Genomic DNA, 24,816 nt, shown 5'->3' on the forward strand with positions numbered 1-24,816 from the left:
CATGCAAAGAGAGCATACAGATGAGAATGTAAAGCCGCGTGAGCGGTTTTTGGCGTTAGATACAGCGACGACCGTGATGGCGGCCGCTCTGATGAACGGAAAAGAGTTACTGGGAGAAAGCAATGTCTATGGCGAACGCAATCACTCGGTGCACGTGATTTCCGAATTGGAACGGCTTCTGAACGAAGACGGGCTGACACGAGATGATGTGGACGGCATTGCGGTGGGTGTGGGACCGGGGTCTTACACAGGCATTCGCATTGCGGTGACCGCAGCGAAAACACTTGCTTGGGCCTGGGGAGTCCCGGTGACATCCGTATCCACTTTGCAGGCGCTGGCCTGGGGCGGTTGGAGCCGTGGCACCGAGTCGCAGGGGCAAGAAGCTGGAAGTGAGTTAGCAAGTATACACTCGCCCGGAGAGCAGGCGGCAGACTGGATTGTTCCAGTGCTGGATGCAAGGCGCGGACAGGTTTACACAGGCTTGTTCGCAGCGAATGTGGACGGCAATACCGGGATTCCGCAGCGTCTGGAACCGGATGCGATCCGATTGATGGCCACTTGGACTGAGGACCTGCTGCAACGGCTGGAGGCTTTGCCGTCCGAACAGCGCCCTGCGGTCATTTGGCTGGTCGGTGAAACGGCGGTTCACGCAGAAACAGCCGAGCGCCTGCGTGCATGGAGCGAGCTTCGTATCGTACCGTATGAGCTGGAAGGAAGATGGGTTGGCCGCCTTGGGGCGGATAAGCTGCTTCGTCAGGAACATGACGAGTTACATACGCTGGTTCCAAACTATACCCAGTTGGCGGAGGCGGAAGCCAATCTGCTTCGTCAGCGCTGAAGAGAGCGGTGAACAACATGGCAAAGAACATACAACGGGAAGAAAAGCTGGAGTTTCGACTGATGCAGCTGGATGATATTCCCGATGTGCTGGCGATTGAGCATGAAGCGTTCACGCTACCGTGGACGGAAGAAGCGTTCCGCAATGAATTGACGATGAATCATTTTGCTAAATATATGATTATGGAGCTGAACGGACAGGCCATCGGCTACGCAGGGATGTGGACGATTATGGACGAGGCTCATATTACGAATATTGCCGTTCGTGAGGCCTATCGCGGGCGCAAGCTTGGAGATAAGCTGCTGGACGAGCTAATGCAAACGGCCTCTTATCTGGGGATGGAACGCATGACGCTGGAGGTACGGGTGACGAATCGGATTGCTCAGGGCTTGTATGAGAAAAAAGGCTTTAAGCCAGCGGGCGTCCGTAAGGGCTATTATTCGGATAATAACGAGGATGCCGTGATCATGTGGGCGGATCTTCCCGCACATGGGGCATCCGGTGAACAGGAAGGAAGCGTGCAGAAGCAATGACGCAAGAGGAAAAAGCAGGTACAGGCGCCGCCTCTGGCGAGCCTTGCTATATACTGGCAGTGGAGACGAGTTGCGACGAGACAGCTGTGTCCGTCGTGAAAAATGGCACCGAGGTGCTTTCTAACCTGATTTCCAGTCAGATTGAAACACATAAAGCCTTTGGCGGAGTTGTGCCAGAGGTGGCATCCCGCAAGCATGTGGAGAGCATTACCTACATGCTGGACGAGGCCATGCAAGCATCGGGAATTACGCCCCGCGAGCTTTCGGCGGTTGCCGTGACGCAAGGACCGGGACTGGTCGGTGCGCTGCTGGTGGGCATTGTCGCCGCCAAAAGCGCCGCCATGGCGTTCGGCAAGCCGTTGATCGGAACCCATCATATCGCAGGACATATTTATGCAAATCAGTTGGAGCATAAAATCGTATATCCATGCATTGCTCTGGTCGTATCGGGTGGGCACACGGAGCTGGTATGGATGGAGTCCGAGGGTCATTTTCACCTGATTGGCCGCACACGGGATGATGCGGTTGGGGAAGCCTACGACAAGGTAGCCCGTGCTATTGGATTTCCGTATCCCGGTGGTCCGCACGTAGACCGAGTGGCTCATGAATCGGAGGAAACTATCACCTTGCCGCGTGCATGGTTGGAGCCGGATTCCTATGATTTTAGCTTTAGTGGCTTGAAATCTGCGGTGTTGAATGTGATCAACCAGACGAAAATGCGCGGAGAAACCGTTCATGCCGGAGCCATCGCAAGAGGCTTTCAAGAGTCGGTCGTGGAGGTGCTGGTGGAAAAAGCAATTCGTGCCATGCGTGAATACGGCGCGAAGCAACTGCTGCTATGCGGCGGTGTTGCCGCCAATCGCGGACTGCGGACCGCACTTCGCGAACGTTGCGAGCGTGAAGGCATTGAGTTGCTAGTACCATCTATGAAATATTGTACGGATAATGCAGCCATGATTGGTGCGGCAGCTTTCGCCAAGTGGAAGCGCGGAGAAAACACCTCGCTGGACATGAAAGCTGATCCCGGGCTGTCTCTGGAAGAGTGGTCCGTCCAATCTTAATTGGAGAGGCATTGGCTAGTGAGTAGAAGGTAAGTGAAGAAAGTGGATAGGGACACGACTCATTTGGGTCGTGTCTTTTTATGTAATATATAAGCTAAATTCGAAAAATACGTATACATCACTATATATAAAATTCAAGAGGCATAAATACAGGAATTTGAGCCGGGGAATTTTACTGTCTAATTCTCCCGCAACATTCGTCATGATGTTGCACGATTTTTCAGCATTCATCAAAAAAATCTGAAATTTAATACTCCCCGAACAATGATATGATTTGTCAAGTTGTGAACAAAGTTATCCACATATCCCGTCCGAAATGTGGATAATCAAGCTCGAAGCAAGCAGCTTAAGACTTTTTTGGGATGCAAGAACAGGGGGCATTTTGCATCTTTAGGTTTTGAGAAATCTGTGGATAATGTGGATAAAAGGGTGGATAAATTTGGCTTTCATATGAAAATGGCTTTTTATCAATAAAAAAATGGCCCTAAAGGCCATTTTTCAATACATTTCATGCACATATTCTGTGGATATCTTTGTGTATAAAAAGACGAATGGGGCAAATGTGAAATTTTTAAGGCCATAATTGTGAAGCAGATCTTACTCCTCTAACAGTTCCTCCCATGATGCGTAGGTTGCTGTCAATTCCTGCTTGCGTGCGTCAAGTTGTGCCTGAATATCCTGAAGCGCCGTGTAATCCTGATAAACCTCTGGCAGAGTCATTTGCTCCTCCAGCCCGGTAATTTGTTCTTCCAGCTCTTTGATTTGATTTTCCAGTGTCTCCAGCTTGCGCTGACGACTGCGTTCCTCGCTCTTGGCTTGTTTGTCTGCGGCATAGGCTGCTGCACCTGTTTTGGGTGTTGTCTCGACCGTTGCGGATACAGACGATGCTTTGCTGCCTGTTGCCTGACTGGCCTCCAGAGCTTCTTGCGCAATTTCCGCCAGCTCCTGCTTTTTGTCTACATAGTCATCATAATTCCCCAGGAAATGTTCTATTCCTCCAGGATGAAGCTCAATGACACGTTCCGCCATTTTGTTAAGGAAATAACGGTCATGGGAGATGAACAGCAGCGTGCCGTCATAGTCGATTAGGGCAGCCTCCAGCACTTCTCTACTGAACAGGTCGAGATGGTTGGTAGGCTCATCGAGAATCAGCACATTGGCTTCGCGCAGCATCAGCTTGGCGAGAGAGACGCGAGCCTTTTCACCGCCGCTTAAAGTAGCTACCTTTTTCAGTACATCGTCACCACTGAACAGGAAGTTACCCAGCACTGTGCGAATTCGTGCCTCCTCCATATGGGGGTACTCGCTCCATAGCTCCTCCAGCACCGTATTGGCCGGGTTCAGGTTCGTTTGCTCCTGATCATACAGGCCGATTTTGATTTTTGTGCCCCAGTGAATCGACCCGGCAGCAGGCTTTAACGTTCCGGTCAGGCATTTGAGCAACGTCGATTTTCCAATTCCGTTCGGACCAATCAGCGCAACGGTATCGCCGCGTTTTAAGTCGAAGGATGCATGCTGAAATAACGGTTTCTTACCTTCGTAGGCTACGGAGAGGTCGCGTACCTCCAGCACTTCCTTCCCTGACATATAAGCTGTTTCAAAGGAAAAATGGGCTTTTTTCAGATCCCCCATCGGCCGATCCATTCGATCCATTTTATCCAGCTGCTTGCGGCGGCTCTGGGCGCGTTTGGTCGTGGAAGCCCGCACGATATTGCGTTGTACGAATGCCTCCAGACGGGCAATTTCCCCTTGCTGCTTCTCATAGTGCTTGAGATTGGTTTCGTACTCGGCAGCTTTCAGCTCCATATATCGACTGTAGTTACCTGTATACCGGGTCGAACGATGACGCTCGATTTCAATAATGGTGGTCACCAGTCTGTCGAGAAAATAACGATCATGGGATACGACCAGCAACGAGCCAGAATAGCCGCGCAAATAATCTTCCAGCCAGGTCAGCGTTTGAATGTCCAGATAGTTGGTCGGCTCATCCAGCATGAGTACATCAGGGGCGAGCAGCAGGATGCGGGCCAGCGCGAGACGTGTTTTCTGTCCACCGCTCAGTGTGGATACAGGCGTTTCCGGTGCAAACGAGCCAAAGCCCATACCATGAAGCACGCTGCGAATACGGGTCTCCATTTCATAGCCGCCGTGATCCTTGAACCAGTCCGACCTTCTCGCATATCTTTCCAGCAGATCTGCATAGCGCTTCTCGTTCTGCGCATTGGCGGGGTCGGCGATTTCCTGCTCCAGCTGCCGCAGTTCCCGCTCGGCTTCGATCAGTGGAGTGAATACGAGCATCATTTCTGCCCAGATGGATCGGTCGGAGTTCAAGCCGCTGTTTTGTGCCAAATAACCAATGCTGGTCTCCTTCGCCTTGAAAATTTGTCCACCGTCATATGATAGTTCTCCAGCGATGATTTTGAGCAATGTCGATTTGCCCGCGCCGTTCACACCTACCAGTCCAATGCGTTCACGTTCCAATATTTGAAGGTTAATCCCGTCCAGAACGGGCTCAATTCCGTAGGATTTCGTAATTCCAGTTACTTGCAATAGCATCGCGTATCGTTCCTCCATTACATTATGCACAGTTTTCCCCGCTTCCTCCGCAGGGTGTCTTCCTTCCAGTTTACATGAAAATACCCACTAATGCACTGCTATCACCCTGTAAACCCTTGAGCCGCGTGTAGTCAATTTGTATAAACAATGATAAACTTAAACGAGAACTGAAAAAAAATGAAAAAAGCTTGCAAGGTACAAGACTTACTGACAATTGGACAAATAGTAACGTTTTAAAGCATTATCGACGATTGTGCGGGAGGACGGATATTCTTTGGATGTCTGGAGTGTGAAGAACGCGCTGCGCTTGCAGCAACGGGAGGCGCGGGACTCCATGGACCCGCTGACGCGGCAGGAGGCATCGGCTGTGGCCTGTCGGCATGCAATTGAGGCATGGGAGCAGCTTAGAATAGACAGAAACGGAGATAGGCTGACGGTATTTAGCTATCTTTCTTTTGGCAGCGAGATTTCTACGACTCCCTTTATCGAGCATTGCTGGTCACGGGGGGACCGTGTGCTGGCTCCCAGAGTGGACCCGGTAACCCGGACCATGGAGCTGAGGCAGATGGGGCAGCACGGCGATATCGTGCCTGGCATGTGGAACATTCCTGAGCCTGCGCCCACATGCGATCAATGGGCGCCTGAAATGTGGTCGGGAATCGACTGGGTTGTCGTGCCGGGATTGGCTTTTGATCGTCATGGGGGCAGAATCGGCTACGGCGGAGGCTACTATGATCGTTTCACCGTACAGGTAGAGGCGCAGAAGCGTGATAACGGCAATGCAGGTCCGCTTTATGTTTCGCTGCTGCTGCCAGGACAATTGCAGGAGCAGGTACCCATGGAGCCGGGGGATTTGAGGGTAGATGTGCTTTTTACCCCGGAAGGTCCCATACATTGCGATATTGCAAAATCAGAAAAAACAAACGATGAATGAAGCGAAGTCGGCATGTGAAAGGAGCTGTGAGGGAGTCGTGGATTCCTTTACTCATTTTAACGAACAGGGACGAGCTCGTATGGTGGATATTTCGGGCAAAGCGTCCACGGTTCGTACAGCAGTCGCCGTGTCGCGGATTACGATGAATCCGGCTACACTCACGGCTGTGAAAGAGGGTAGGATCGGCAAGGGCGATGTTCTTGCTGTGGCCCAGGTCGCCGGGATTCAAGGCGCGAAAAAAACGTCGGACTGGATTCCGATGTGCCATCCGCTGGCCCTGACGGGTGTGAATATTACGTTTTCCGATAATGGACATGATGTGCTTCATATTGAAGCCGAAGTGAAGACTGAGGGCAAGACAGGTGTGGAAATGGAAGCTTTGACAGCGGCTTCAGCCGCAGCGTTAACCGTGTATGATATGTGCAAGGCGCTGCAAAAAGATATGATCATCGGCCCTACCATGCTGCAATCGAAAACAGGTGGCAAGCATGGGGATTTCCAAAGGGAGGACCACCGGGAACCTTGACATAGACAACATGTCGCCGAGAGGGTACTGTGATGTAGTGGAGAATGCAGCGTAGCTGTTTCTGATTTTCAGAAGAGAAAGTATTCTTTCATGATAGGAGAAGGGTGATCTTATGGTGTGGAAAACGGCGATCCTGACAGCCAGTGATAAAGGGGCGAGGGGAGAGCGTGAGGATACAAGCGCACAGGTCATCCGGGAACTCATCGAAGAAGAGCTGGGCGGAGAGATTGTGGAGTACCGGATCGTTCCCGATGAACCGGATGAAATTATTGCGGCTTTAATCGAAATGACCGATTATTTTCATGCAGACTTGGTGCTGACGACGGGCGGAACCGAGCTGGCAATCCGTGATGTGACACCCGAGGCGACTCGGCGGGTCGTGGAACGGGAAGTGCCCGGCATGGCGGAAGCGATGCGTATGATTGTGATGCAGAAAAATCCGGCGGCCATGCTTTTTCGTGGAATCGTAGGGATCCGGGGGCGTACGCTGATCGTGAATTTGCCGGGAACGCCCAAGGGCGTGCATGAAAATTTGGCGGCTATTATGGATCAATTGCCAGAGGCGCTTCTTATGGTGACAGGCCAGTTCCGGTAGAAGGCAGCACGTCGAGTGTGGTATGATATCCGTAAGAATTTACATGACTGTATGCGGGCTAACTATACAAGAAACATATAACGGACAAGTAGGGTACCCATGGTTGTTTCTGCGTCTGTATACCAGATGCTGTTTCTTGTTTTTAGTTTTTGCCCGTCAACATAAGGAGGATAACACTCATGCCTAATATCGGAGCACCGGGTTATATTTTGTTAATTATTCTGGCGCTGCTGCTATTCGGTCCGAACAAGCTGCCTGAGCTGGGTCGCGCTGTGGGGCGTACATTCCGTGAGTTTAAAAACGGAGCACGTGACATTTTGTCTGAAGACCAGCGGACTGAACGCAAAGACAGTAAGGATAGTACGGCCAAAGCATCCCAGACGACGGCTTCAGAAGTGCAGCCCCAGCCGGAGGATAAACGGTTATCTTAGGTTAGTTTCATTTTTGATGCCTTTTACAATTTCAAGAAGAGCCTCTTCTCCAGGGAAGGGCTTTATTTTTTAGGAGGCGCAGCTGCGTCCGATCCAGAAAGGAGGAGCGAGTTTGACCCCACCAGAGCATGAAATGCCGCTCATGGAGCATCTGGGCGAGCTACGTCGTAGAATCATTTATGTGCTGATTGTATTTGTTCTGGCACTGGCTGGTGGTTTATTCGCCGCAGGTCCTGTCTATGACTGGCTTATTCGCTCCGGTTCGGCGCAGGCTTTTCAGCTGAATGCATTTTCCTTCTGGGACGGAATAGGCATCTATATGAAGATCGCCATGCTGATCGGAATTGCGGTTGCACTGCCGTTTGCATGTTACCAGCTGTGGAAGTTTGTTAGTCCAGGCTTGCGACCGCAAGAACGGAATGCGACTTTGCGGTATGTGCCTTATGTGCTGCTGCTGTTTGTGATTGGTGCAGCTTTTGCCTATTTTATTGTTTTCCCGATGGCGATTCAGTTTACGTCGTCTGTCACCAAAAGTATGGGACTGCATGAAACGTATGGCATCGCCCAATATTTCACCTTCATGTTTAATATTGTGCTGCCTGTGGCTCTGTTGTTTGAACTGCCACTGCTCATCATGTTTCTGACGGGTATTCGGGTGTTAACTCCGATGAGGCTTCGTAAATGGCGGAAAATTTCTTATTTTTTGCTTGTCTTTGTCGCTGTCGTCATAACTCCCCCGGATTTTATCTCCGACTTCCTGGTGGCGATCCCGTTACTGGTGCTGTATGAAGTGAGTGTGTATATGTCAGCAGTGGTGTACCGCAAGCAACTGCGTGCGGACGAGGAACGGGAGGCACAACTGCGTGTAGCACCGGAAAGGTAACAGGCAGAACCCGAATTTCCGTGCAAAACGGTATCTTAGGGTTCTGGAGCTACATGGCAACTTGCAGATCATGAAGATCAGGGATAGCAGATCATGAAAAGCAGCAGCTTAGCTGCCATAAAAATAACCATTAGCCTGAGGTAACGGTTATTTTTATGGCAGATGGATATAATCGAGAAGGGTCGGCCATAAAAATTCCCATAAAAAATACATCAGGGACTTGAAATTCAATCTCAAGTTGAGTATCATAAAGTTGGTTGTTAGCACTGACGAGTGTCGAGTGCTAATACATACAACATAACAACCGTATAACGGAATAAAACACTTAATAAGGAGGCTATTTTTTCATGATCAAACCTTTGGGTGAACGCGTATTGGTGGAAGCAATTGAGCAAGAACAAACGACTTCCTTCGGAATCGTACTTCCTGACTCTGCTAAGGAAAAGCCGCAAGAAGGCAAAATTATCGCGGTTGGCGCAGGCGCATTGAAAGACGGTGCCCGCATTCCTCTGGAAGTAAAAGAAGGCGACCGTGTAATCTTCTCTAAATACGCTGGAACGGAAATCAAATATGAAGGTAAAGAATATTTGATTATGAAAGAAAGCGATATCCACGCGATCATTGGTTAACCGGAATCCGGACAAGACCTGAATATAGGAATCGAACAAATCATTCATAATCCATGGGAGGTTTATCGCAAATGGCAAAAGACATTAAGTTTAGTGAAGACGCTCGTCGCTCCATGCTTCGTGGGGTAGATGCATTGGCTAACGCTGTTAAAGTAACACTCGGACCGAAAGGCCGTAACGTTGTACTGGAGAAAAAATTCGGTAGCCCGCTCATCACAAATGACGGTGTAACGATTGCAAAAGAAATCGAGCTGGAAGACGCTTTCGAAAACATGGGCGCTCAACTGGTTAAAGAAGTAGCCACCAAAACCAACGATGTAGCTGGTGACGGTACGACAACCGCTACTGTTTTGGCTCAAGCCCTCATCACAGAAGGTTTGAAAAACGTAACTGCTGGTGCAAGCCCGATCGGTATCCGTAAAGGGATCGACAAAGCGGTTAAAGCAGCTGTTGCTGAACTGCAAGCGATCTCCAAGCCAATCGAAAGCAAACAATCCATTGCACAAGTAGCCGGTATTTCCGCTGCTGACGACGAAGTAGGCGAACTGATCGCTGAAGCTATGGAAAAAGTGGGCAAAGACGGTGTGATCACGGTTGAAGAATCCCGCGGTTTTGCAACTGAGCTGGAAGTGGTTGAAGGTATGCAGTTTGACCGTGGCTACATTTCCCCGTACATGATTACAGATACGGACAAAATGGAAGCTGTGCTGGACAATCCGTATATCCTGATCACAGACAAAAAAATCACGAACACACAAGAAATTTTGCCTTTGCTTGAGAAAATCGTACAACAAGGCAAACCGCTCGTGCTGATCGCTGAAGACATCGAAGGCGAAGCGCTGGCTATGCTCGTTGTTAACAAACTGCGTGGTACATTCAACGCTGTAGCTGTTAAAGCTCCAGGCTTTGGTGACCGTCGCAAAGCAATGCTGCAAGATATTGCTGCCCTGACAGGCGGTCAAGTGATCACGGAAGAACTGGGTCTGGACCTGAAAACAGCTTCCGTAGACCAACTGGGTACAGCACGTCAAGTGCGTATCACAAAAGAAAATACGATTGTGGTTGACGGCGCTGGTAACAAAGCCGACATCGACGCTCGTGTTAGCCAAATCCGTACGCAACTGGAAGAAACCACTTCCGAGTTCGACAAAGAGAAACTGCAAGAGCGTCTGGCTAAATTGTCCGGCGGCGTAGCGGTTATCAAAGTCGGTGCGGCTACTGAAACAGAATTGAAAGAACGCAAACTGCGCATCGAAGATGCCCTGAACGCAACCCGTGCTGCGGTTGAAGAAGGTATCGTATCCGGTGGTGGTGTAGCGCTCCTGAACGTATACAGCGCTGTTGCAGCCGTTGAACTGCAAGGCGACGAGCAAACAGGCGTGAACATCGTATTGCGCGCTCTGGAAGCTCCAATCCGCACGATCGCTGCTAACGCGGGTGAAGAAGGCTCCGTAATCGTTGAGCGTCTGAAACGTGAAAAAGTTGGCGTAGGCTTTAACGCAGCTACTGGCGACTGGGTAAACATGATCGACGCTGGTATCGTTGACCCTGCAAAAGTAACTCGTTACGCACTGCAAAACGCTGCTTCCGTAGCAGCTATGTTCCTGACTACCGAAGCGGTTATCGCTGACAAACCAGAACCTGCAGGCGCTGCTGGCGTTCCTGACATGGGCGGTATGGGTGGAATGGGCGGAATGATGTAATAAACCCAAAAACCCTTGCTGTAACAAGGGTTTAGGCGATTGATATGTTCATTTGTTAACAATTTGTTAACTCTGATCAGATTTTTTTGAGGCTCTCATTAGTTCGCTGAACTTTTGAGCAGCCTCTTTTCTTTTTGGCTTAGTTATATGAAGGTATATTCTGCGCGTTATCTCGTCGTTCGCATGTCCTAGCCGCTGCATGATTTGTTCGAGAGTGGCTTCAGCTTCAGCTAATAGTGACGTATGGGTGTGGCGAAGTGAGTGCGGGGTGAGATCAGGATTAAGTCCGGCTAGTTTTAAAAGTCTCTTCATCCTGAGTTCAACCATTTTTATAACTTGAGGATACCCAGCAAATTTGCCGACTCTCGCGAATATAAAACCCTGATCGTGATATGAAGTGCACCCCTTAGAATAGACATTGGAATAAACCCCTGGTTTATCCGATGAATTTCTAGGGGGTGCATTTTTATGCCAGCGAAAAAAGGACAGAAGTTTAAAGAGTATACGTTTGAAACCAAAGGGCCATACGGCTTCATATCGAAGAAGGTTGGACATATCGTAAACTTATGGAGAAGTTCGGGATTGCAGATCGACATCGGTTGAAAGAATGGATGCGGAAGTACAAGGAACTCGGTGAATTCGGACTTATGGACCAGCGAGGACGACGGAAGGAATATATGGACCAGGACAGGTACGTCCAAAAGTTAAAACGGGAAAACGATATGCTAAAAAAGTGTTTGGAAATCTGGATGCAGGAGATGAGGCGCACAAGTATGACGGGGTCTACGGCTACCGTCAAATCCAACTATTTTTGCAGCACGATCATGGAGTCTGGATGAACCATAAAAAGGTACTCCGGCTCATGCAGGTCTTGGGAATCCGCTCACAAATTCGTCGGAAGCATCGCTGCAACTATGCTTCTTCTACGGAAGGTCGTGTGGCGAAAATCTGCTAAAACAGGATTTCAAGGCGGACAAACCAAATCAAAAATGGGTCACAGATATCACGCAATATCGTGTGGGTGATTGCTGGCTATATCTATCTGCGATTAAAGACTTGTTCAATAACGAAATTATCGCGTACCAGTTGAGCCATAGAAATGATAACGAACGGGTTTTACAGACGTTTCGACAAGCCTGGAAACAGCAAAAAGACGTGACTGGCCTCATCGTTCACAGCGACCAGGGATTCCAGTACACGTCCTATGCGTACCATGACATGCTGCCAAAGGTTGGTGCCCGAATCAGCATGTCTCGCCGAGGCAATTGTTATGATAATGCCTCGATGGAGAGCTTCTTCTCGCATCTCAAAACGGAAGGGCTCTACCCATATGATATCCGAAATATGGATGAGGCACAGGGGCTTTTTTCAGTGTCTATAAAATGGGGTCTTGACCACATACGTCAAAGGGTTTTTTTTTTACGAATTGCCGCTTAGCCCTGTCAATTTCTTCAAGGACACATACTGTATACAGTATCTAAAAAAAGGAGGAGTTCATGTGAGTGAATGTGGACATGAGCATAAAGCCAAACATTTTTGTCCTTTCACATCGACGGGTGCAATTTTGGTGCTCTTTATCCTGTTGGTCATAATTACTAAAGCGTGCTGGATTTAATTTCGTGAAAAGAATTGTTGGATAATACTACTTCACTTGACTTGACTCATTTTTTAAGGATGGTAAAAAGTAGAGCCCAATGAACGCATTTGGCAATAGCCTATGCGTTCATTGGGTTTTGTCGGCGGGGGAATATTTCATGATGGATTTCTCAAACCATTCATCGAATGAACTAATTTCGCCTGATGCAGTTAAGATTAACGGATCTTTACTTGTTTCGTAAGCAATTTGAATTTAGAGTAGATGTGAAAAAGGACTCCGCTGGTTTATAACCAGTAAGGAGTCCTTTTGGTTTATTCCTGATCACTTCTCGTAAAAACTTTTCCAATCAAGATGTATATGATTAATGCAATAATCACAGCCAGACCATAGTCGATAATAAACTTAATGAGGTTTTCTAATGTGAAAAATCCAGTTCCTGTGTTGTATTGAAAAAATTCTAACCTTCCGTATGTTAGATTCCCGATAATGTTGCCGATGAGCAGCGCGATGATAAATCTCCAAATGTTTTTCACCAAATACCTCCTGAAAAAATAATTAATCAAAATAGAACTTGTCATAAAATCAACTATAGTTTACCATAAATAGAGTAACTATTACATCAATGGTAAATGCATATAAAAAACAATGAGGAGTTGAAGTGATGAAAAAAGTATGGATAACCTCACTAATGGCCGCAACTTTACTATCAGGTGTGATTGCGGTACCAGCCTCAATGTACGCATTGCCTTCTACAGACTCTAGTAGTGTTTCTAGTAGTGCTAAGGATTCTCTTAGTGAATCTGAATTACAAGATATCGAAGGTATCGCCGAATATTTCAATTTGTCTGAGCAGGAAAAAAATGATTTTATTAAAGCCATCCAAAATAAAGAAGACCGTGGAGAGTATCAAACACAAGGGAAATTGAGCTGGGCAGTAAAAGCTTTAAAAGCAGGATATGAAAAGCTTCCGGCCTCAGTGAAAGCTTTCATTGGAGTAGAGGGATTCTTACAGATTCTTGGTGTTGTTGATAACTTTACTGGAGCTATTGAAGATGCAATATATGCAGGTGCTTTGCAAGTTACCGGAAATGAAACTGCTGCTTGGTGGGTTACTAAGGCTCTAATGTTGCTTTTATAGGTTATTCAACAATAAGATGAATGGTGTAGATTTTCCTTAAACTAAAAGCTCTGCTAACCTAATTGGTCGGCAGAGTTTTTTTATTTTTGACCGGAGTGTGTGGCCCATAAACCAAAAAAAGACCTCTCAATAGATGATATATATGGTATTATATGGATTATGATACAAAATGAGACGGTTGCAGCAGAGCCGTAACGGAGTAATTCAGCCTTAGTTCAAAAATGACTTTTACTTTGTCTTGCTTTGTGATTTTTCCTTGCTTTGAACTAAGGCATTCAACTTTTTTAAGTAGGTATTCTCCATGCGCAAACGTTCTATTTCCGCTTGTAACGCCTCGATAAAGCCTTCAACTGGAGTTGGTTTCTTGGATTCTTCTTTCATGGATGGACGCCCCTTTTTCTTTGATTTGAGGGCATCTACACCTTCTGTCTCTAGTTGATTCTTCCAACGTAGTACCAGAGAATGTGTTGGTATATTGAAGATCGCAGCTGCTTCGCGGATAGATGTCCCATGTTCGTTTATATAATGAAGCACCTTTAGTTTATCTTCCACGGAATAAGTTGTATAGCCATTTTCAAAACCCTGTTCTCCATGATGTTCATACTGTCGAATCCATGTTAGGAGTATACTATGCGATACTCCTATACTCCTCGCTATGCTTTTCTGTCCTTCCTTCCCTTCAAGATACCTTTTTACCGCTTGTATTTTTTCTTGTGTGGTCACTTTAGCCATTACAAAAAATGCACCTCCAATGTTAGATGGTGTCTAACAATTGGGGTGCAGTTCAAAGGAGGTAGTCTTTTTTATGTCATTGAAATTTGCTTATCAGGATTTTTTTGATGACAGACGGTTCAAAAATACTACGCAGAAGAACATTGAAACTATCAAACCATGTTTGGTGAGTTTGTGGAGTTTATTTTTGATTGGTGGGCATTTTGCGATGGAAATTAAAGGATTGGTAAAGGTCATGATCTCTCGCCCTCATGCATTGACTAAATGACAAGCAATATGTATGATGAGTTAGGCAACATAAAAGCAACTAAAACAACAAGAAGACTATATTTATACAAACAGAACGAAGTGAAAAACATGCGAGGTATCGTACAATTTGAATGTGAATGAGGGATATGCTTGGGAGAGGGTATGATCGGAAAGTCTGGGTTTACTCGGGAGATGAAGGGATTAGTTATTCCTTCTGTGCTACAAATGCTTGTTGCTAATTCATTTTCTCTAGTGAATATGCTAATGGTGACCAGCTTGGGAGATGGGGCAGTTGCTATCACCGCTGCAGTAGGCAGAATCAGCTTCATTTTATCGATGATCCTTACAGCAGTCTATGGGATGACTGCTTATATGACCCAGTACCACGGAAAACAGCAGCATACGCTTATGCGAGCAACATTCGGTTTTATGCTGTTGACGGGAATCTGCATCAGTCTTCTGGCGTTTGTTGTTGTGTGGATCTGGAAGGAGCCGATTCTTTCTCTATTTATTAAGGACATTGAAATACTGCAGCTTGGTATTCAATACCTCACGATTATGGTTTTTGTTTTTCTGATCAGTGCGATTAGAGATGCTTATGCTCAGGCGCTGGGATCTATAGGGAAGGTTAGGGTAACTTTATATGTCGGTCTATGTGCGATGGCGATTAATATTACACTCGACTATGGGCTGATTTACGGGAAGTTGGGTTTACCCAATCTGGGTGTTGCAGGAGCGGCATGGGGAACGTTGATAGCTTCAGGTACGAGTCTTCTGTTTTTGTTTGTTTTCATTTATAGCAAATCGTATTATTTAAATATTCGATTCCAAGAGCTATTCAGTTTACCTCTGATACTGCGCAAGCAGGTGGTGAAAACGATAACCCCACTAGTGTTTCACGAAGGCATGTGGTCGATCGGAAATATGCTGTATACCGTAGCTTTTGGATCATTAAGCATCGCGGCATTGACTACATTCCAGCTTGCGAATACGCTACAAGGATATTTTATGATGGGGATTCACGGATTTGCCTACGCGGCAAAAGTGATGATCGGACAAAAGCTGGGACAGGACAAGCAGGAGCAGGCGCTGGATTATGCTCGCAGATTTACTCGGATTTCGGTCATTACGGGTATAATCGTTAGTGTTGTCATGATGATGGTTTCGCCGTTTGTGTCCTTTATTTTTCCTTACTTAAGTGGGGAGGTTCACGCTTCTTTAGGAAATATCCTTCTGCTGCAGGCTGTGGCAATGACCGCATTTTTCTTGAATAATGTATGGATTGTCGGTATGTTTAGAGCAGGTGGAGATAATTTGTTTACGATGAGCATGATTTTAATTACAACATGGGCCATTGCATTACCGGCAGTATTTGTTGGGGCATATGTGCTCCGTCTGCCGCTGGAATGGGTGTATGCATTATTTTTGTGTGAAGAGATGAGCAAGGCCTTCATAGGGTATAAACGTTATCGCTCCCAGAAATGGATGCGGAATTTGGTTAAGAATGTCCCTGAGACGCCTTCCTCGGCGTTATCTTTATAATGTCCAAGTGAGTGTCTAAATGCGTGGGAATAGTAGCGAGGAAGAATAGGAGGATTTGCAATGTCTCTTGCGGGTGAAGAAAGAAAGCTAAGTATTATGAACATGCTAAACGAGCATGGGAAGGTCATTGCGGGCGACCTAGCACGCATGTTCGAGGTTACAACAGAAACGATTCGTAGAGATTTGGATGAGCTGGAGAAGGAGAATAAGCTCAAGAAGGTGTATGGCGGTGCGATCAAGCTGAAGGTAGAGGTAGAGCCAGCATTGTTTGAAAGAGCCTGTATTAACCAAGAGGCGAAGGAGAAAATTGGATATCTTGCTTTTACACTAATTGATGATCATGACGTTATCTTTATAGATGAAGGCACGACACCGCTTCAGATTATCCCGTATCTATCTCAGAAGCAGCAGGTTACCGTTCTAACGAGCTCGATCTCTGCCATGATGTCCTTGATCGAGCTTCAGAAACGAGAGCAATTCGATGGCCGAATTATTATGCTTGGCGGCGAAGTGAGCGTGAAGCATCTCCGTGTATCAGGTGCTATTGCAGAAGCAAATATGTCGGATTTTTTTGTGAATAAGGCATTTGTAACTGTAGATGCCTTATCGATGGAGCACGGATTTACAAGCTATGACTATGAGAAAGCTACGTTGACTCGTAAATGGATCCAGCAGTCGGAAACTTCCATCGTTTTGGCGGATTCATCGAAATGGAACAAGCGGTCTATGGTTAAGATATGCGACTTCGAGAATGTCGATGTGGTTATTTCGGAACTGGAGCCTCCATCAGAATGGAAGACGCAGCTGGAAGACTCCAATACAAAATGGATGATGCCGAGTGAATCATATACGTGAGGCTTGATTCAGGCGTAAAGCTAGTAGAGAAGGAATTTCTTCTCTACTAGCTTTTTTTGTGTTGTTTGTTGTTGTGTTAAATTTGTAATCTCTATGTTAAATATTTGGGATCGCATTGTATTGATTGTTTTTTAGCAGTAGAATAATAAAAACAACATAAATAAAAATAAAAGCAATTAAAAGCATTTTTTTATTTGTGTTCATAATTTTGCGCTTCAGCAGGTTCCTAGTAATCTGATGATGATAAAAACAGGAGTGGTGACGATGAAAGACGCAGTGTATTTAGACAAAAGCAAAAGGAAGTACAAAGGAAATTTGCACTTACACACGACATGGTCAGATGGATCGCAAGAGGCGCTGGATGTTGTCGTTGCGTTCAAGGATAAGGGCTACGACTTTATCAGTATAACGGATCATGATGTATTCGTTCGTACGGCTGAATATGATACGGATTCTTTCATCGTGCTGCCAGGCATGGAAAGAGGAGGTTTGAATCACGTGCCGGATAAAGACTCTGGCTACCACTTTGGAGTGCTGGGTGATCCGACAATAGAGTCGGAGAAGGAACAATTTCATCATTTGCAATCGTTTGAGATTCCCATTCCTTGGGAGGGATCACAATCTCCGCAGAAGCTCATTGATGAAATGAAGGCTCATGGAAATCTCGTCATTTTCAATCACCCGGAATGGCATTTGACACGTTTCGAGGATATGGTTCAGTACGATGGATTTTTTGCGATTGAAATATACAATCATGCCACGGAATGGACGCCAAGTTCGTCTTATGGAGCGGCCTACTGGGATCATGCGCTTCAAAATGGCAAGCGTGTGTTTGGGATCGCTGCTGATGACTCGCACAATCATGACCCAAACAGCAAAATTGCTGAGTATGGGGGCGGCTGGGTTTCTGTCGAGGCGGAGGAGCTTTCGCAGCAAGGGATTATAGATGCACTAAAGAAGGGACAGTTTTATTCCAGTTCTGGACCTGAGATCCTGGATTATCGTGTGGAGGATGGGTTCGTCAACGTCGAGTGTTCGCCCTGCCAATATATTATGTTTAAAGCATTTCCACAACGCGGGCCGTTCCTCGTGCAATACGAGACAGGTGAGCTGATGACCTCTGGAAGCATGATGATTCAGAAGGACATGCAATATATTCGGGTCGAATGTGTGGACGAGAAGGGCAGAGTAGCTTGGTCTAATCCGATCTTTGTGGGAGATTTGGCGGAGGAGGAACAACAATGAGAGATGCTGTTCTTTTGGATGCTGTCTGTCAAAAGTATAAAGGAAACATTCATGCACACTCTTTTCGCAGTGATGGCGAGTATACCGTAGAGCAAATGATAGAAGCCTATCGCTCTAAGGGCTATGATTTTATGTGCTTGAGTGACCATGAGATCTATTTTCATAGCGATGCGTATGACACGGAAACGTTTATTATGCTGGACGGCTATGAAATGGCTTGCGAGATGGAACGTAATACGACCGGTCAGCAGTATCATCTGCATGGACTTTTGGATCGCTCATTGTTGGCAGAGAAGCCTTTTCAGCATGATGAGGAACATGCAAAGCCGGATTATGAGAGCTTGGATACCATTCAGCAATTGATTGATGAAATGAGGAGCAAAGGAAATCTTGTCATTATGAATCATCCCGAATGGTCTAAAAATCGGGAAGAGGATTTGCATAAACTTGAGGGCTATGCAGCGATCGAAATCTATAATCATCAATCCGAAATCCAAGAGGCGGTAGGTTATGGTGTATCCTACTGGGACTATGTTCTCAAGCGAGGCAAGCAGGTAAACGCAATCGCCGCAGACGATGCTCACGGGGGGCCGACTGATATGGTGGTATCCGAATTTTATGGAGGTTGGATAGCTGTAGAGACCGATCAATTAGAGCAACAGGCGATTATCGAGGCCATAAAAGCAGGTCATTATTATAGCTCCAATGGTCCCATGATCCATGATCTTCGCATTGAGAACGACAGGTTTAAAGTCAAATGCTCTCCTGTACGAAGCATTCGTTTTATTACTTTCCCGGACAATGGCTTGGCTGAAATGGATCCGACGGGTCAATGCATCACCGAAGCCGAATATATCATTCAAAATAATGAGCAATATGTACGAGTGGAATGTGTAGATGCATCGGGCAGAGTAGCGTGGAGCAATCCAATCTACCCGAAATCTGAGCGGCAGTTATTGGAGGAGCTATGAGCAATCCGTATTTATTATTAACACCGGGTCCCTTATCCACAACGTCAACGGTCAAAGAGGCGATGCTAAAGGATTGGTGCACTTGGGATCATGAGTATAAGGCGATTGTCGAGCAGATTCGTCTGCAACTATTAGAGGTTGGCCGCACATCTAACGAGCACTATGCCGCTCTGTTCATGCAGGGCAGTGGCACCTTCGGTATTGAAGCGACGCTTGGATCTGTCATCCCGAGTGAAGGCAAGCTGTTAATTTTGCAAAATGGCGCGTATGGGAAGCGCATCGAGGAAATCGCAAAGGTGCTCAAAATTCCCCATCTATCTCTTGTATTTGAAGCTAATACGCAGGTAGATCCACAAGCAGTGGAGAGAAAACTGGTTGAGGATGAAGCTATTACACATGTGGCCATGGTCCATTGTGAGACGACAACAGGCATTCTGAATCCGCTTGAAGCGGTGATGGATGTGATTAAGCGGAATAATCGAATAGCAATAATTGATGCAATGAGTAGCTTCGGAGGCATTCCGATGGAAGTAGAGGAGTTGCAAATCGACTTTATAATAAGCAGTTCAAATAAATGCATCCAGGGTGTTCCAGGCTTTAGCTTTATTCTATGTAAAAGGGATGAGCTCATAAAATGCAAAGGAAAAGCGCGGTCGTTATCGCTTGATTTGTATGACCAGTGGGAGACGATGGAGAAGGATGCTGGCAAATGGCGCTTTACTTCGCCAACGCATGTCGTGCACGCGTTTGCGCAGGCGCTAAAGGAGCTAGATGAAGAGGGCGGCGTGGAAGCCCGTCATGCGCGATATCGGACCAACCAGCAAATCGTCGTGGAAGGGTTGACTCAAGCTGGCTTTACGGCCTACTTGCCAAGGGAGCTACAGTCTCCCATTATTACAACCTTCTTGTATCCAACACATATTCCTTTTGCATTTGAACATTTTTATAACTTCTTGAAGTCGGCTGGTTTTGTCATTTACCCTGGCAAATTAACAGATGCTAATGTATTTCGAATCGGGAATATAGGGGATGTGCATGCCAAGGATATGGAGCGATTAAGTGAGCAAATATTACGTTATGTTGGAGTGACCAAATATGAAAATTGAAGGCATTATTTTAGATTGGGCAGGGACGACAGTTGATTATGGCTGCTTTGCACCAGTGCAGGTGTTTATGGATATTTTCAAGGAAATGGGCATCCCATTAACGATGGAAGAGGTTCGTGCTCCAATGGGGCAACTGAAGCGGGATCATATTCGATCGTTGCTGCAAATGCCAAGAATAGAAGCTTCTTTTCAGGTGAAATTTGCCCGTAGTTATACGGAGGCGGATATTGATGAGCTGCATGATCGATTTGAACCTAGACTGCTGTCTATTCTCCCGCAATATGGAAGGCCAAATCCACATGTTGTAGAGACCATACAGCTGTTGAAGCAGCAAGGCTTAAAAATTGGAGCAACGACAGGCTATACTTCCACCATGCTTTCCATTGTGGAAAAGGCTGCCAAGGAATATGGCTACGAACCTGATCATTGGGTAACTCCTGATCTGGTTATGGATAAAGGCAGACCTTATCCGTATATGATCTATGAAAATATGAAGCAGCTTGGTCTGGGTCATCATGCACAAGTGGTTAAGGTCGGAGATACGATATCTGATATTCAAGAGGCAAATAGTGCAGGCGTGTGGGCGATTGGTATCGTGAAAGGCAGCTCTATGCTTGGTCTTACGGAAGCTGAGGTAGAGCATTTGTCTCCAGAGGAAGAACGTCAGATTATGGCTGGTGTGCGTAAGAACTATATGGAAGCAGGAGCGCATGGCGTTATTGAGGACATATCCCAGTTGCCTGCGATGATTGAGCAAATCAATGAACGATTGATGAATAAGGAGCTGCCTTATGCCAATCCGCATCAATAGTCGTATAGAAGGAGATATCAATGGAACGGATGAACGTCAAGCTTGGCAAGATGAGCATCTAAGTGAAGAGACGCTTGCTGTCTTGGACCAGGATAGCAAGCTCTTTCTTCATCAGTCGATGTCCACGCCATGTTTAAATGCCATTGTAAGTGCAGAGGGAATATACATTGAGGATGTGGATGGACGCAGAGTAATGGACTTTCATGGAAATAGCGTTCATCATGTGGGTTACAAAAATGAGCATGTAATGAATGCCATCATTAAACAGATGCAGCAGCTGCCATTTCTGCCCCGCCGATATACGAGCCAGGTTGCGATTGATCTGGCACAGAAGCTGACCGAGCTTGCACCGGGAGATTTGAACAAGGTGCTATTTGCACCCGGAGGTACAAGTGCTATTGGAATAGCACTAAAGCTTGCACGCAGAGCAACCGGTAAGCACAAAACCATTTCGACGTGGGATTCCTTTCATGGCGCAAACCTGGATGCAATATCGGTTGGTGGCGAAGCTGTATTCAGGAGTGGGATTGGACCGTTGATGACTGGAACAGAGCATATGATGCCTTATAACAGCTATCGTTCAATCTTTGGTGAAGGAGAAACGGCTGCTGCCAAAAATCTGGACTACCTATCCTATATGTTGGAACGAGAAGTTGATGTGTGCGCTGTCATTCTTGAGCCTATTCGAAGCACGGATGTACAGATTCCTAGCGTTGCCTATATGCAACGACTTCGTCAAATCTGCGACGATTATGGCGTGTTGCTCATATTGGATGAAATACCGACGGCATTAGGTCGTACAGGCAAAATGTTCGTTCACGAGCATTATGATATTGTTCCAGATATCGTCGTCATTGGTAAAGGTTTTGGAGGCGGGATTTTTCCGATGGCGGGCATCGTTGCGAGAGAGCATTTGGATATTGCGGGCGATATTTCACTCGGACATTATACCCATGAGAAAAGTGCTGTAGGCTGTGCGGCAGCTTTGGCTACCATTGAATACATCGAAAAGGAAAACCTGCTTGACCATGCGCAAAGTATGGAGCAATGGCTGCTTTTTCATCTTGGGGAGTTGCAGAAGAAGTATGCCGTAATAGGTGATGTTCGGGTTAAAGGCATGCTTGCGGCAATAGAACTCGTATCTGATCGCGAGACAAAAGAGAAGGAAGTGACAGGCGCTGAGAAAGTTCTCTATGAATGCTTGTCCCGAGGACTAAGCTTCAAGGTATCCAGCGGAAATGTCATTACGCTTGTCCCCCCACTAATTACCAGTATTACACAAATGGAGGAAGCTATTTTGATTTTGGATCAATCGCTGGAGCAAGTGTTCACAAAATGAAAGCAGATTAATAACTTGTGAAAACAACATGAATACAATTGAAAATAAAATAAAACAAATAATTGATGTGTAATTGACACTGTTTTTACAATTCTCCGTTATAGTTTAGTTATGCCAGTGATAGCTGGAAAACGAGGAGGGTTTAGAAGCATGAAGAGGCTTGCACTTGGATTAGTTAGTATAATTACAAGTATTACATTGTTAGCGGGATGTAGTACAGGCTCAAATTCTGGTTCGGTTACAGAGTCTTCTAGCAATGATGGGAATATGAAAGAGGTCGTGATTTCCGTTCGTGAGAACACATGGGGAGCGCGTAAGGACAATTTTATAGAAGCAGAAAAGCGTTTGAACGAAGAATTGAAGTCGGAAAATGTGCAGATCAAAATAGACTGGTGGCCTGGCGTTGGCGATGATGAGCTGATTTTGCAAGCGCAAGCTAAAAAAGTAGCAGATGTGTTTATTAACTCCAGCGTAGATATTGGGTGGCAGTTGAACGCCGGTCTAATCCGCGATGTGGATTGGGTTGGGACATCAGATGTGTTCAAAAACATGCCAAAATCCTACGATAACATTATGAAGTACCAAAACCACTACTATGGCGTTATTCAGGATATGGACGCTTCTCCTGTATTCATTAGCCGAAAGGCACTGGAAGGCTTGGGCTGGACAGCCGCGCAAATCGATGAGCTGAAGGCTCGTGTTGATTCCGGCAGTTTTACATTCGGCGAGCTTGTTGATCTTGCAGATGCGGCTGTTAAGCAAAAGCTGGTTAAGGTAGGCTTTGGAGTTGAGGATACCCGATTTGAGGGCTGGAATTATACATTCGGCAACTTCAATTATAATGCGGAACAGAACAAGATGGTGCTGTCGCCAAATACGCAGAAGGTCTATGAGTTTTGGTATGACGCGCTGCAGCGCGGCGTAGTCACGGAGGGGATTGCTGATATTGATACGGACAAGGCTGCGGAGCTGTTCATTAAAGGCCAGTTATTCGCTGAATTTGCCCGTACTGAATTTTATCAAGTCATGCGTAAGCAACTTGGCATGGATGATGACTTGGCTGGCTATGAAAAATGGTTTAAGGAAAATGCCATCTGGATTCCGGTTCCGTCAGTTCAGCAGGGAGGAAAGCCTGTATCCTACAGCAATCCTGCGATGATCTATGTAGGAGCTAATGTGGATGATGAAAAGATGCCTTATGTTCAAAGGCTGATTGAGCATGTGCTGGATGCAGATCTGCAGATTAATCATACGCTTAAGAGCGGCAAGCTGCCTGTAACGGCGGCAGCACAGGAGGATCCGCGCTTCCAAAAAATGAGCTTCTACAAAGATCATGCTTATTTAATCGATTTTACGAAAACTCGCCCGGCTCAAATGGATTATGCGGTCTATATGAAATCTTTTACGCTTGGAATTGATGCTATTCTGACAAAAGGTCGAACAGCATCTCAGGCCTATGAGCTATTCAAAAAGGATGTACAACAAAATGTACCAGCGGACAGTCTCATTGTAGAATAACGATGATACAGAAAAGGTGCTCTGCTTGCATGAGCGCCTTTTCTGTATATTTTCTTTATAGGAAGCAGGTGCAGATCTCATTATGGAGATCCCAGTGGCTTTGGCCAAGACGGCTTACAAGAAGCCTTTTACCAAGAAAGTGTACCCATATTTATTCATTATGCCCTTTGCTCTTCTGGTGCTAGTCTTTTTTATTCTTCCGGCTATTGCGACCATTATCATGTCCTTCACGGATTTGAATGCATCAATGAAAATCAACTTTGTTGGTTTGGATAATTTCAAGCGAATATTTTCCGATTACAGCATGCCTCAAATTTTATGGAACACCTTCATATTTGCAGTTATTACGCTCGTGTTCTCTTTGTTCTTTGGTTTATTTATATCGATTGCGACCCAGTACTTCTTGAAGGGTAAATTTACGGCAGTCATTTATCGTGTCCTATGGTTAATTCCGAGCATCATTCCTGCTGTTGTATATGTTACGTTCTGGAAATATTTATTTGATCCTACGGATGAGGGGTTTATCAATAAGGTTCTGCTCTTATTCCAGCCAGATGGCGATCCCATTTCGTGGTTTACGAAAATCGCTATGGCTGTAGTGATCATTGCTACCATTGTATCTACAACTTCAGGCGGCATGATTCTGTTATCGGCTGCAATTAGCTCCATACCTGAAGATTTGTATAAGGCTGCCAAAGTAGATGGAGCAAGTGAAAAATCGGTCATCACTAAAATTATCCTTCCTTCATTAAAATGGCCGTTAATGTATATTACGATATCCGACCTTATCGGTTTTGTGTCCTCCTATTTCTTCATCTTGCTACTGACCAATGGCGGGCCTATGCGAGACACGACAACGTTATCTTTATATGCATATCAGCAGGCCTTTAATTTAAAATATTATGGCTACGGTGCCGCTCTTTCTCTTGTGGTAGTTCTGATCTCGCTTATTTTGACATTATGGCTGCTGAGGCTGTTTGATTTCGATGAAATGATCAAGCCATCACGCATTGAAGATTAGGAG

At 46.1% G+C, this 24,816-nt stretch carries 27 protein-coding genes and 2 pseudogenes; 25 read left to right on the top strand and 4 right to left on the bottom strand.

Annotation, left to right across the window (positions count from 1 at the left end; translation table 11 throughout):
- The first annotated feature begins 1 nt into the window (after nucleotide 1).
- From tsaB to tsaD, 3 genes are read left to right on the top strand one after another with little or no spacing between them, the layout of a single operon-like run.
- Complete coding sequence (gene tsaB, locus QMK20_RS06010) at nucleotides 2-838, top strand: tRNA (adenosine(37)-N6)-threonylcarbamoyltransferase complex dimerization subunit type 1 TsaB (protein WP_283655004.1); 837 nt, start codon at nucleotides 2-4, stop codon at nucleotides 836-838.
- A gap of 17 nt (nucleotides 839-855) precedes the next feature.
- Complete coding sequence (rimI, locus tag QMK20_RS06015; protein WP_283655005.1) at nucleotides 856-1,371, top strand: ribosomal protein S18-alanine N-acetyltransferase; 516 nt, start codon at nucleotides 856-858, stop codon at nucleotides 1,369-1,371.
- Entirely contained in the window at nucleotides 1,368-2,432 is a 1,065-nt protein-coding gene (gene tsaD / locus QMK20_RS06020) for a tRNA (adenosine(37)-N6)-threonylcarbamoyltransferase complex transferase subunit TsaD (RefSeq protein ID WP_283655006.1), read from the top strand. The genes rimI and tsaD overlap by 4 nt, the downstream gene beginning before the upstream one ends.
- Before the next feature lie 597 nt (nucleotides 2,433-3,029).
- On the opposite strand, the gene QMK20_RS06025 is transcribed toward tsaD, so the two are convergent.
- Complete coding sequence (locus QMK20_RS06025) at nucleotides 3,030-4,988, bottom strand: ABC-F family ATP-binding cassette domain-containing protein (RefSeq protein WP_283655007.1); 1,959 nt, start codon at nucleotides 4,986-4,988, stop codon at nucleotides 3,030-3,032.
- A gap of 274 nt (nucleotides 4,989-5,262) precedes the next feature.
- Between QMK20_RS06025 and QMK20_RS06030 the strand changes: the two genes are divergently transcribed.
- The 7 genes from QMK20_RS06030 (at nucleotide 5,263) to groL (ending at nucleotide 10,689) form a co-directional block, all read left to right on the top strand.
- Nucleotides 5,263-5,922 (top strand): 5-formyltetrahydrofolate cyclo-ligase, encoded by a 660-nt coding sequence (locus QMK20_RS06030; protein ID WP_283655008.1) that lies wholly within the window; start codon nucleotides 5,263-5,265, stop codon nucleotides 5,920-5,922.
- 37 nt (nucleotides 5,923-5,959) lie between these two features.
- The gene (gene moaC, locus QMK20_RS06035; RefSeq protein ID WP_137061965.1) at nucleotides 5,960-6,448 is read left to right on the top strand and encodes a cyclic pyranopterin monophosphate synthase MoaC; all 489 of its coding nucleotides are present in this window, start codon (nucleotides 5,960-5,962) and stop codon (nucleotides 6,446-6,448) included.
- A gap of 112 nt (nucleotides 6,449-6,560) precedes the next feature.
- On the top strand, nucleotides 6,561-7,043 hold the full coding sequence (locus QMK20_RS06040; protein ID WP_013309212.1) for a MogA/MoaB family molybdenum cofactor biosynthesis protein: 483 nt from the start codon (nucleotides 6,561-6,563) through the stop codon (nucleotides 7,041-7,043).
- Between the two features lie 179 nt (nucleotides 7,044-7,222).
- The gene (locus tag QMK20_RS06045; RefSeq protein ID WP_283655009.1) at nucleotides 7,223-7,474 is read left to right on the top strand and encodes a twin-arginine translocase TatA/TatE family subunit; all 252 of its coding nucleotides are present in this window, start codon (nucleotides 7,223-7,225) and stop codon (nucleotides 7,472-7,474) included.
- A 112-nt stretch (nucleotides 7,475-7,586) separates the two neighbouring features.
- Nucleotides 7,587-8,357: a twin-arginine translocase subunit TatC gene (gene tatC / locus QMK20_RS06050; RefSeq protein ID WP_283655010.1), complete on the top strand. Its 771-nt coding sequence runs from the start codon at nucleotides 7,587-7,589 to the stop codon at nucleotides 8,355-8,357.
- 347 nt (nucleotides 8,358-8,704) lie between these two features.
- Nucleotides 8,705-8,986 (top strand): co-chaperone GroES, encoded by a 282-nt coding sequence (gene groES / locus QMK20_RS06055; RefSeq protein WP_025685233.1) that lies wholly within the window; start codon nucleotides 8,705-8,707, stop codon nucleotides 8,984-8,986.
- Between the two features lie 71 nt (nucleotides 8,987-9,057).
- Nucleotides 9,058-10,689 carry a chaperonin GroEL gene (gene groL, locus QMK20_RS06060; protein WP_044647879.1) on the top strand — a complete coding sequence of 544 codons (1,632 nt, stop codon included), beginning with the start codon at nucleotides 9,058-9,060 and terminating at the stop codon, nucleotides 10,687-10,689.
- A gap of 66 nt (nucleotides 10,690-10,755) precedes the next feature.
- Here groL and QMK20_RS06065 read toward each other — a convergent pair.
- Nucleotides 10,756-11,088, bottom strand: a pseudogene (locus QMK20_RS06065) (tyrosine-type recombinase/integrase); the annotation flags it as partial.
- Between the two features lie 69 nt (nucleotides 11,089-11,157).
- Between QMK20_RS06065 and QMK20_RS06070 the strand changes: the two are divergent.
- The 4 genes from QMK20_RS06070 to QMK20_RS27560 are packed head-to-tail and all read left to right on the top strand — an operon-like array spanning nucleotide 11,158 to nucleotide 12,126.
- Nucleotides 11,158-11,292: a hypothetical protein gene (locus tag QMK20_RS06070; RefSeq protein WP_283656362.1), complete on the top strand. Its 135-nt coding sequence runs from the start codon at nucleotides 11,158-11,160 to the stop codon at nucleotides 11,290-11,292.
- Complete coding sequence (locus tag QMK20_RS06075; RefSeq protein WP_283655011.1) at nucleotides 11,256-11,528, top strand: helix-turn-helix domain-containing protein; 273 nt, start codon at nucleotides 11,256-11,258, stop codon at nucleotides 11,526-11,528. The genes QMK20_RS06070 and QMK20_RS06075 overlap by 37 nt, the downstream gene beginning before the upstream one ends.
- Nucleotides 11,423-11,644, top strand: coding sequence for an IS3 family transposase (locus QMK20_RS06080; protein ID WP_161797189.1), 222 nt, complete (start codon nucleotides 11,423-11,425; stop codon nucleotides 11,642-11,644). The genes QMK20_RS06075 and QMK20_RS06080 overlap by 106 nt, the downstream gene beginning before the upstream one ends.
- Before the next feature lie 47 nt (nucleotides 11,645-11,691).
- Nucleotides 11,692-12,126: a transposase gene (locus QMK20_RS27560; RefSeq protein ID WP_481857800.1), complete on the top strand. Its 435-nt coding sequence runs from the start codon at nucleotides 11,692-11,694 to the stop codon at nucleotides 12,124-12,126.
- A gap of 471 nt (nucleotides 12,127-12,597) precedes the next feature.
- Here QMK20_RS27560 and QMK20_RS06090 read toward each other — a convergent pair whose 3' ends face one another.
- On the bottom strand, nucleotides 12,598-12,819 hold the full coding sequence (locus QMK20_RS06090; RefSeq protein ID WP_044647876.1) for a hypothetical protein: 222 nt from the start codon (nucleotides 12,817-12,819) through the stop codon (nucleotides 12,598-12,600).
- Nucleotides 12,820-12,947: 128 nt separating this feature from the next.
- On the opposite strand from QMK20_RS06090, the gene QMK20_RS06095 reads away from it, so the two are divergent.
- Nucleotides 12,948-13,424: a hypothetical protein gene (locus QMK20_RS06095; RefSeq protein ID WP_044647875.1), complete on the top strand. Its 477-nt coding sequence runs from the start codon at nucleotides 12,948-12,950 to the stop codon at nucleotides 13,422-13,424.
- 178 nt (nucleotides 13,425-13,602) lie between these two features.
- On the opposite strand, the pseudogene QMK20_RS06100 reads toward QMK20_RS06095, so the two are convergent.
- Nucleotides 13,603-14,156, bottom strand: a pseudogene (locus QMK20_RS06100) (transposase); the annotation flags it as partial.
- Nucleotides 14,157-14,229: 73 nt separating this feature from the next.
- Between QMK20_RS06100 and QMK20_RS06105 the strand changes: the two are divergent.
- The 10 genes from QMK20_RS06105 to QMK20_RS06150 all read left to right on the top strand — a co-directional run bounded on the left by QMK20_RS06105 (nucleotide 14,230) and on the right by QMK20_RS06150 (nucleotide 24,813).
- Nucleotides 14,230-14,424 carry a hypothetical protein gene (locus tag QMK20_RS06105; RefSeq protein WP_283655012.1) on the top strand — a complete coding sequence of 65 codons (195 nt, stop codon included), beginning with the start codon at nucleotides 14,230-14,232 and terminating at the stop codon, nucleotides 14,422-14,424.
- Between the two features lie 143 nt (nucleotides 14,425-14,567).
- Complete coding sequence (locus QMK20_RS06110) at nucleotides 14,568-15,947, top strand: MATE family efflux transporter (protein WP_283655013.1); 1,380 nt, start codon at nucleotides 14,568-14,570, stop codon at nucleotides 15,945-15,947.
- Nucleotides 15,948-16,007: 60 nt separating this feature from the next.
- Nucleotides 16,008-16,802, top strand: a complete 795-nt coding sequence (locus QMK20_RS06115; RefSeq protein ID WP_283655014.1) for a DeoR/GlpR family DNA-binding transcription regulator — start codon at nucleotides 16,008-16,010, stop codon at nucleotides 16,800-16,802.
- A 264-nt stretch (nucleotides 16,803-17,066) separates the two neighbouring features.
- A complete protein-coding gene (locus QMK20_RS06120; protein ID WP_192510354.1) occupies nucleotides 17,067-18,047 on the top strand; it encodes a CehA/McbA family metallohydrolase in 981 nt (326 codons plus the stop codon).
- Nucleotides 18,044-19,018, top strand: a complete 975-nt coding sequence (locus QMK20_RS06125; RefSeq protein WP_283655015.1) for a CehA/McbA family metallohydrolase — start codon at nucleotides 18,044-18,046, stop codon at nucleotides 19,016-19,018. The genes QMK20_RS06120 and QMK20_RS06125 overlap by 4 nt, the downstream gene beginning before the upstream one ends.
- Complete coding sequence (gene phnW, locus QMK20_RS06130; RefSeq protein ID WP_283655016.1) at nucleotides 19,015-20,124, top strand: 2-aminoethylphosphonate--pyruvate transaminase; 1,110 nt, start codon at nucleotides 19,015-19,017, stop codon at nucleotides 20,122-20,124. The genes QMK20_RS06125 and phnW overlap by 4 nt, the downstream gene beginning before the upstream one ends.
- Nucleotides 20,114-20,935, top strand: coding sequence for a phosphonoacetaldehyde hydrolase (gene phnX, locus QMK20_RS06135; protein WP_283655017.1), 822 nt, complete (start codon nucleotides 20,114-20,116; stop codon nucleotides 20,933-20,935). Before phnW ends, phnX begins: the two co-directional genes overlap by 11 nt.
- Entirely contained in the window at nucleotides 20,916-22,274 is a 1,359-nt protein-coding gene (locus QMK20_RS06140; protein WP_283655018.1) for an aspartate aminotransferase family protein, read from the top strand. Before phnX ends, QMK20_RS06140 begins: the two co-directional genes overlap by 20 nt.
- 150 nt (nucleotides 22,275-22,424) lie before the next feature.
- Nucleotides 22,425-23,792 (top strand): extracellular solute-binding protein, encoded by a 1,368-nt coding sequence (locus QMK20_RS06145; RefSeq protein ID WP_283655019.1) that lies wholly within the window; start codon nucleotides 22,425-22,427, stop codon nucleotides 23,790-23,792.
- 82 nt (nucleotides 23,793-23,874) lie between these two features.
- Nucleotides 23,875-24,813 carry a carbohydrate ABC transporter permease gene (locus tag QMK20_RS06150; RefSeq protein WP_137061976.1) on the top strand — a complete coding sequence of 313 codons (939 nt, stop codon included), beginning with the start codon at nucleotides 23,875-23,877 and terminating at the stop codon, nucleotides 24,811-24,813.
- Nucleotides 24,814-24,816 lie beyond the last annotated feature (3 nt).

This window comes from Paenibacillus sp. RC334 (assembly GCF_030034735.1).
GTDB classification, from domain to species: domain Bacteria; phylum Bacillota; class Bacilli; order Paenibacillales; family Paenibacillaceae; genus Paenibacillus; species Paenibacillus terrae_A.

Excerpts from the sequence above, each read along its gene's own strand:
- QMK20_RS06070 (WP_283656362.1), top strand. The coding sequence starts at position 11,158 with ATGCCAGCGAAAAAAGGACAGAAGTTTAAAGAGTATACGTTTGAAACC.
- QMK20_RS06120 (WP_192510354.1), top strand. The coding sequence starts at position 17,067 with ATGAAAGACGCAGTGTATTTAGACAAAAGCAAAAGGAAGTACAAAGGA.
- QMK20_RS06045 (WP_283655009.1), top strand. The coding sequence starts at position 7,223 with ATGCCTAATATCGGAGCACCGGGTTATATTTTGTTAATTATTCTGGCG.
- tsaD (WP_283655006.1), top strand. The coding sequence starts at position 1,368 with ATGACGCAAGAGGAAAAAGCAGGTACAGGCGCCGCCTCTGGCGAGCCT.
- QMK20_RS06095 (WP_044647875.1), top strand. The coding sequence starts at position 12,948 with ATGAAAAAAGTATGGATAACCTCACTAATGGCCGCAACTTTACTATCA.
- QMK20_RS06145 (WP_283655019.1), top strand. The coding sequence starts at position 22,425 with ATGAAGAGGCTTGCACTTGGATTAGTTAGTATAATTACAAGTATTACA.
- phnW (WP_283655016.1), top strand. The coding sequence starts at position 19,015 with ATGAGCAATCCGTATTTATTATTAACACCGGGTCCCTTATCCACAACG.
- groES (WP_025685233.1), top strand. The coding sequence starts at position 8,705 with ATGATCAAACCTTTGGGTGAACGCGTATTGGTGGAAGCAATTGAGCAA.
- QMK20_RS06125 (WP_283655015.1), top strand. The coding sequence starts at position 18,044 with ATGAGAGATGCTGTTCTTTTGGATGCTGTCTGTCAAAAGTATAAAGGA.
- QMK20_RS06105 (WP_283655012.1), top strand. The coding sequence starts at position 14,230 with ATGTCATTGAAATTTGCTTATCAGGATTTTTTTGATGACAGACGGTTC.
- QMK20_RS06075 (WP_283655011.1), top strand. The coding sequence starts at position 11,256 with ATGGAGAAGTTCGGGATTGCAGATCGACATCGGTTGAAAGAATGGATG.
- rimI (WP_283655005.1), top strand. The coding sequence starts at position 856 with ATGGCAAAGAACATACAACGGGAAGAAAAGCTGGAGTTTCGACTGATG.
- QMK20_RS06110 (WP_283655013.1), top strand. The coding sequence starts at position 14,568 with ATGATCGGAAAGTCTGGGTTTACTCGGGAGATGAAGGGATTAGTTATT.
- QMK20_RS06140 (WP_283655018.1), top strand. The coding sequence starts at position 20,916 with ATGCCAATCCGCATCAATAGTCGTATAGAAGGAGATATCAATGGAACG.
- tsaB (WP_283655004.1), top strand. The coding sequence starts at position 2 with ATGCAAAGAGAGCATACAGATGAGAATGTAAAGCCGCGTGAGCGGTTT.
- QMK20_RS06040 (WP_013309212.1), top strand. The coding sequence starts at position 6,561 with ATGGTGTGGAAAACGGCGATCCTGACAGCCAGTGATAAAGGGGCGAGG.
- QMK20_RS06150 (WP_137061976.1), top strand. The coding sequence starts at position 23,875 with ATGGAGATCCCAGTGGCTTTGGCCAAGACGGCTTACAAGAAGCCTTTT.
- phnX (WP_283655017.1), top strand. The coding sequence starts at position 20,114 with ATGAAAATTGAAGGCATTATTTTAGATTGGGCAGGGACGACAGTTGAT.
- QMK20_RS06025 (WP_283655007.1), bottom strand. The coding sequence starts at position 4,988 with ATGCTATTGCAAGTAACTGGAATTACGAAATCCTACGGAATTGAGCCC.
- QMK20_RS06115 (WP_283655014.1), top strand. The coding sequence starts at position 16,008 with ATGTCTCTTGCGGGTGAAGAAAGAAAGCTAAGTATTATGAACATGCTA.
- groL (WP_044647879.1), top strand. The coding sequence starts at position 9,058 with ATGGCAAAAGACATTAAGTTTAGTGAAGACGCTCGTCGCTCCATGCTT.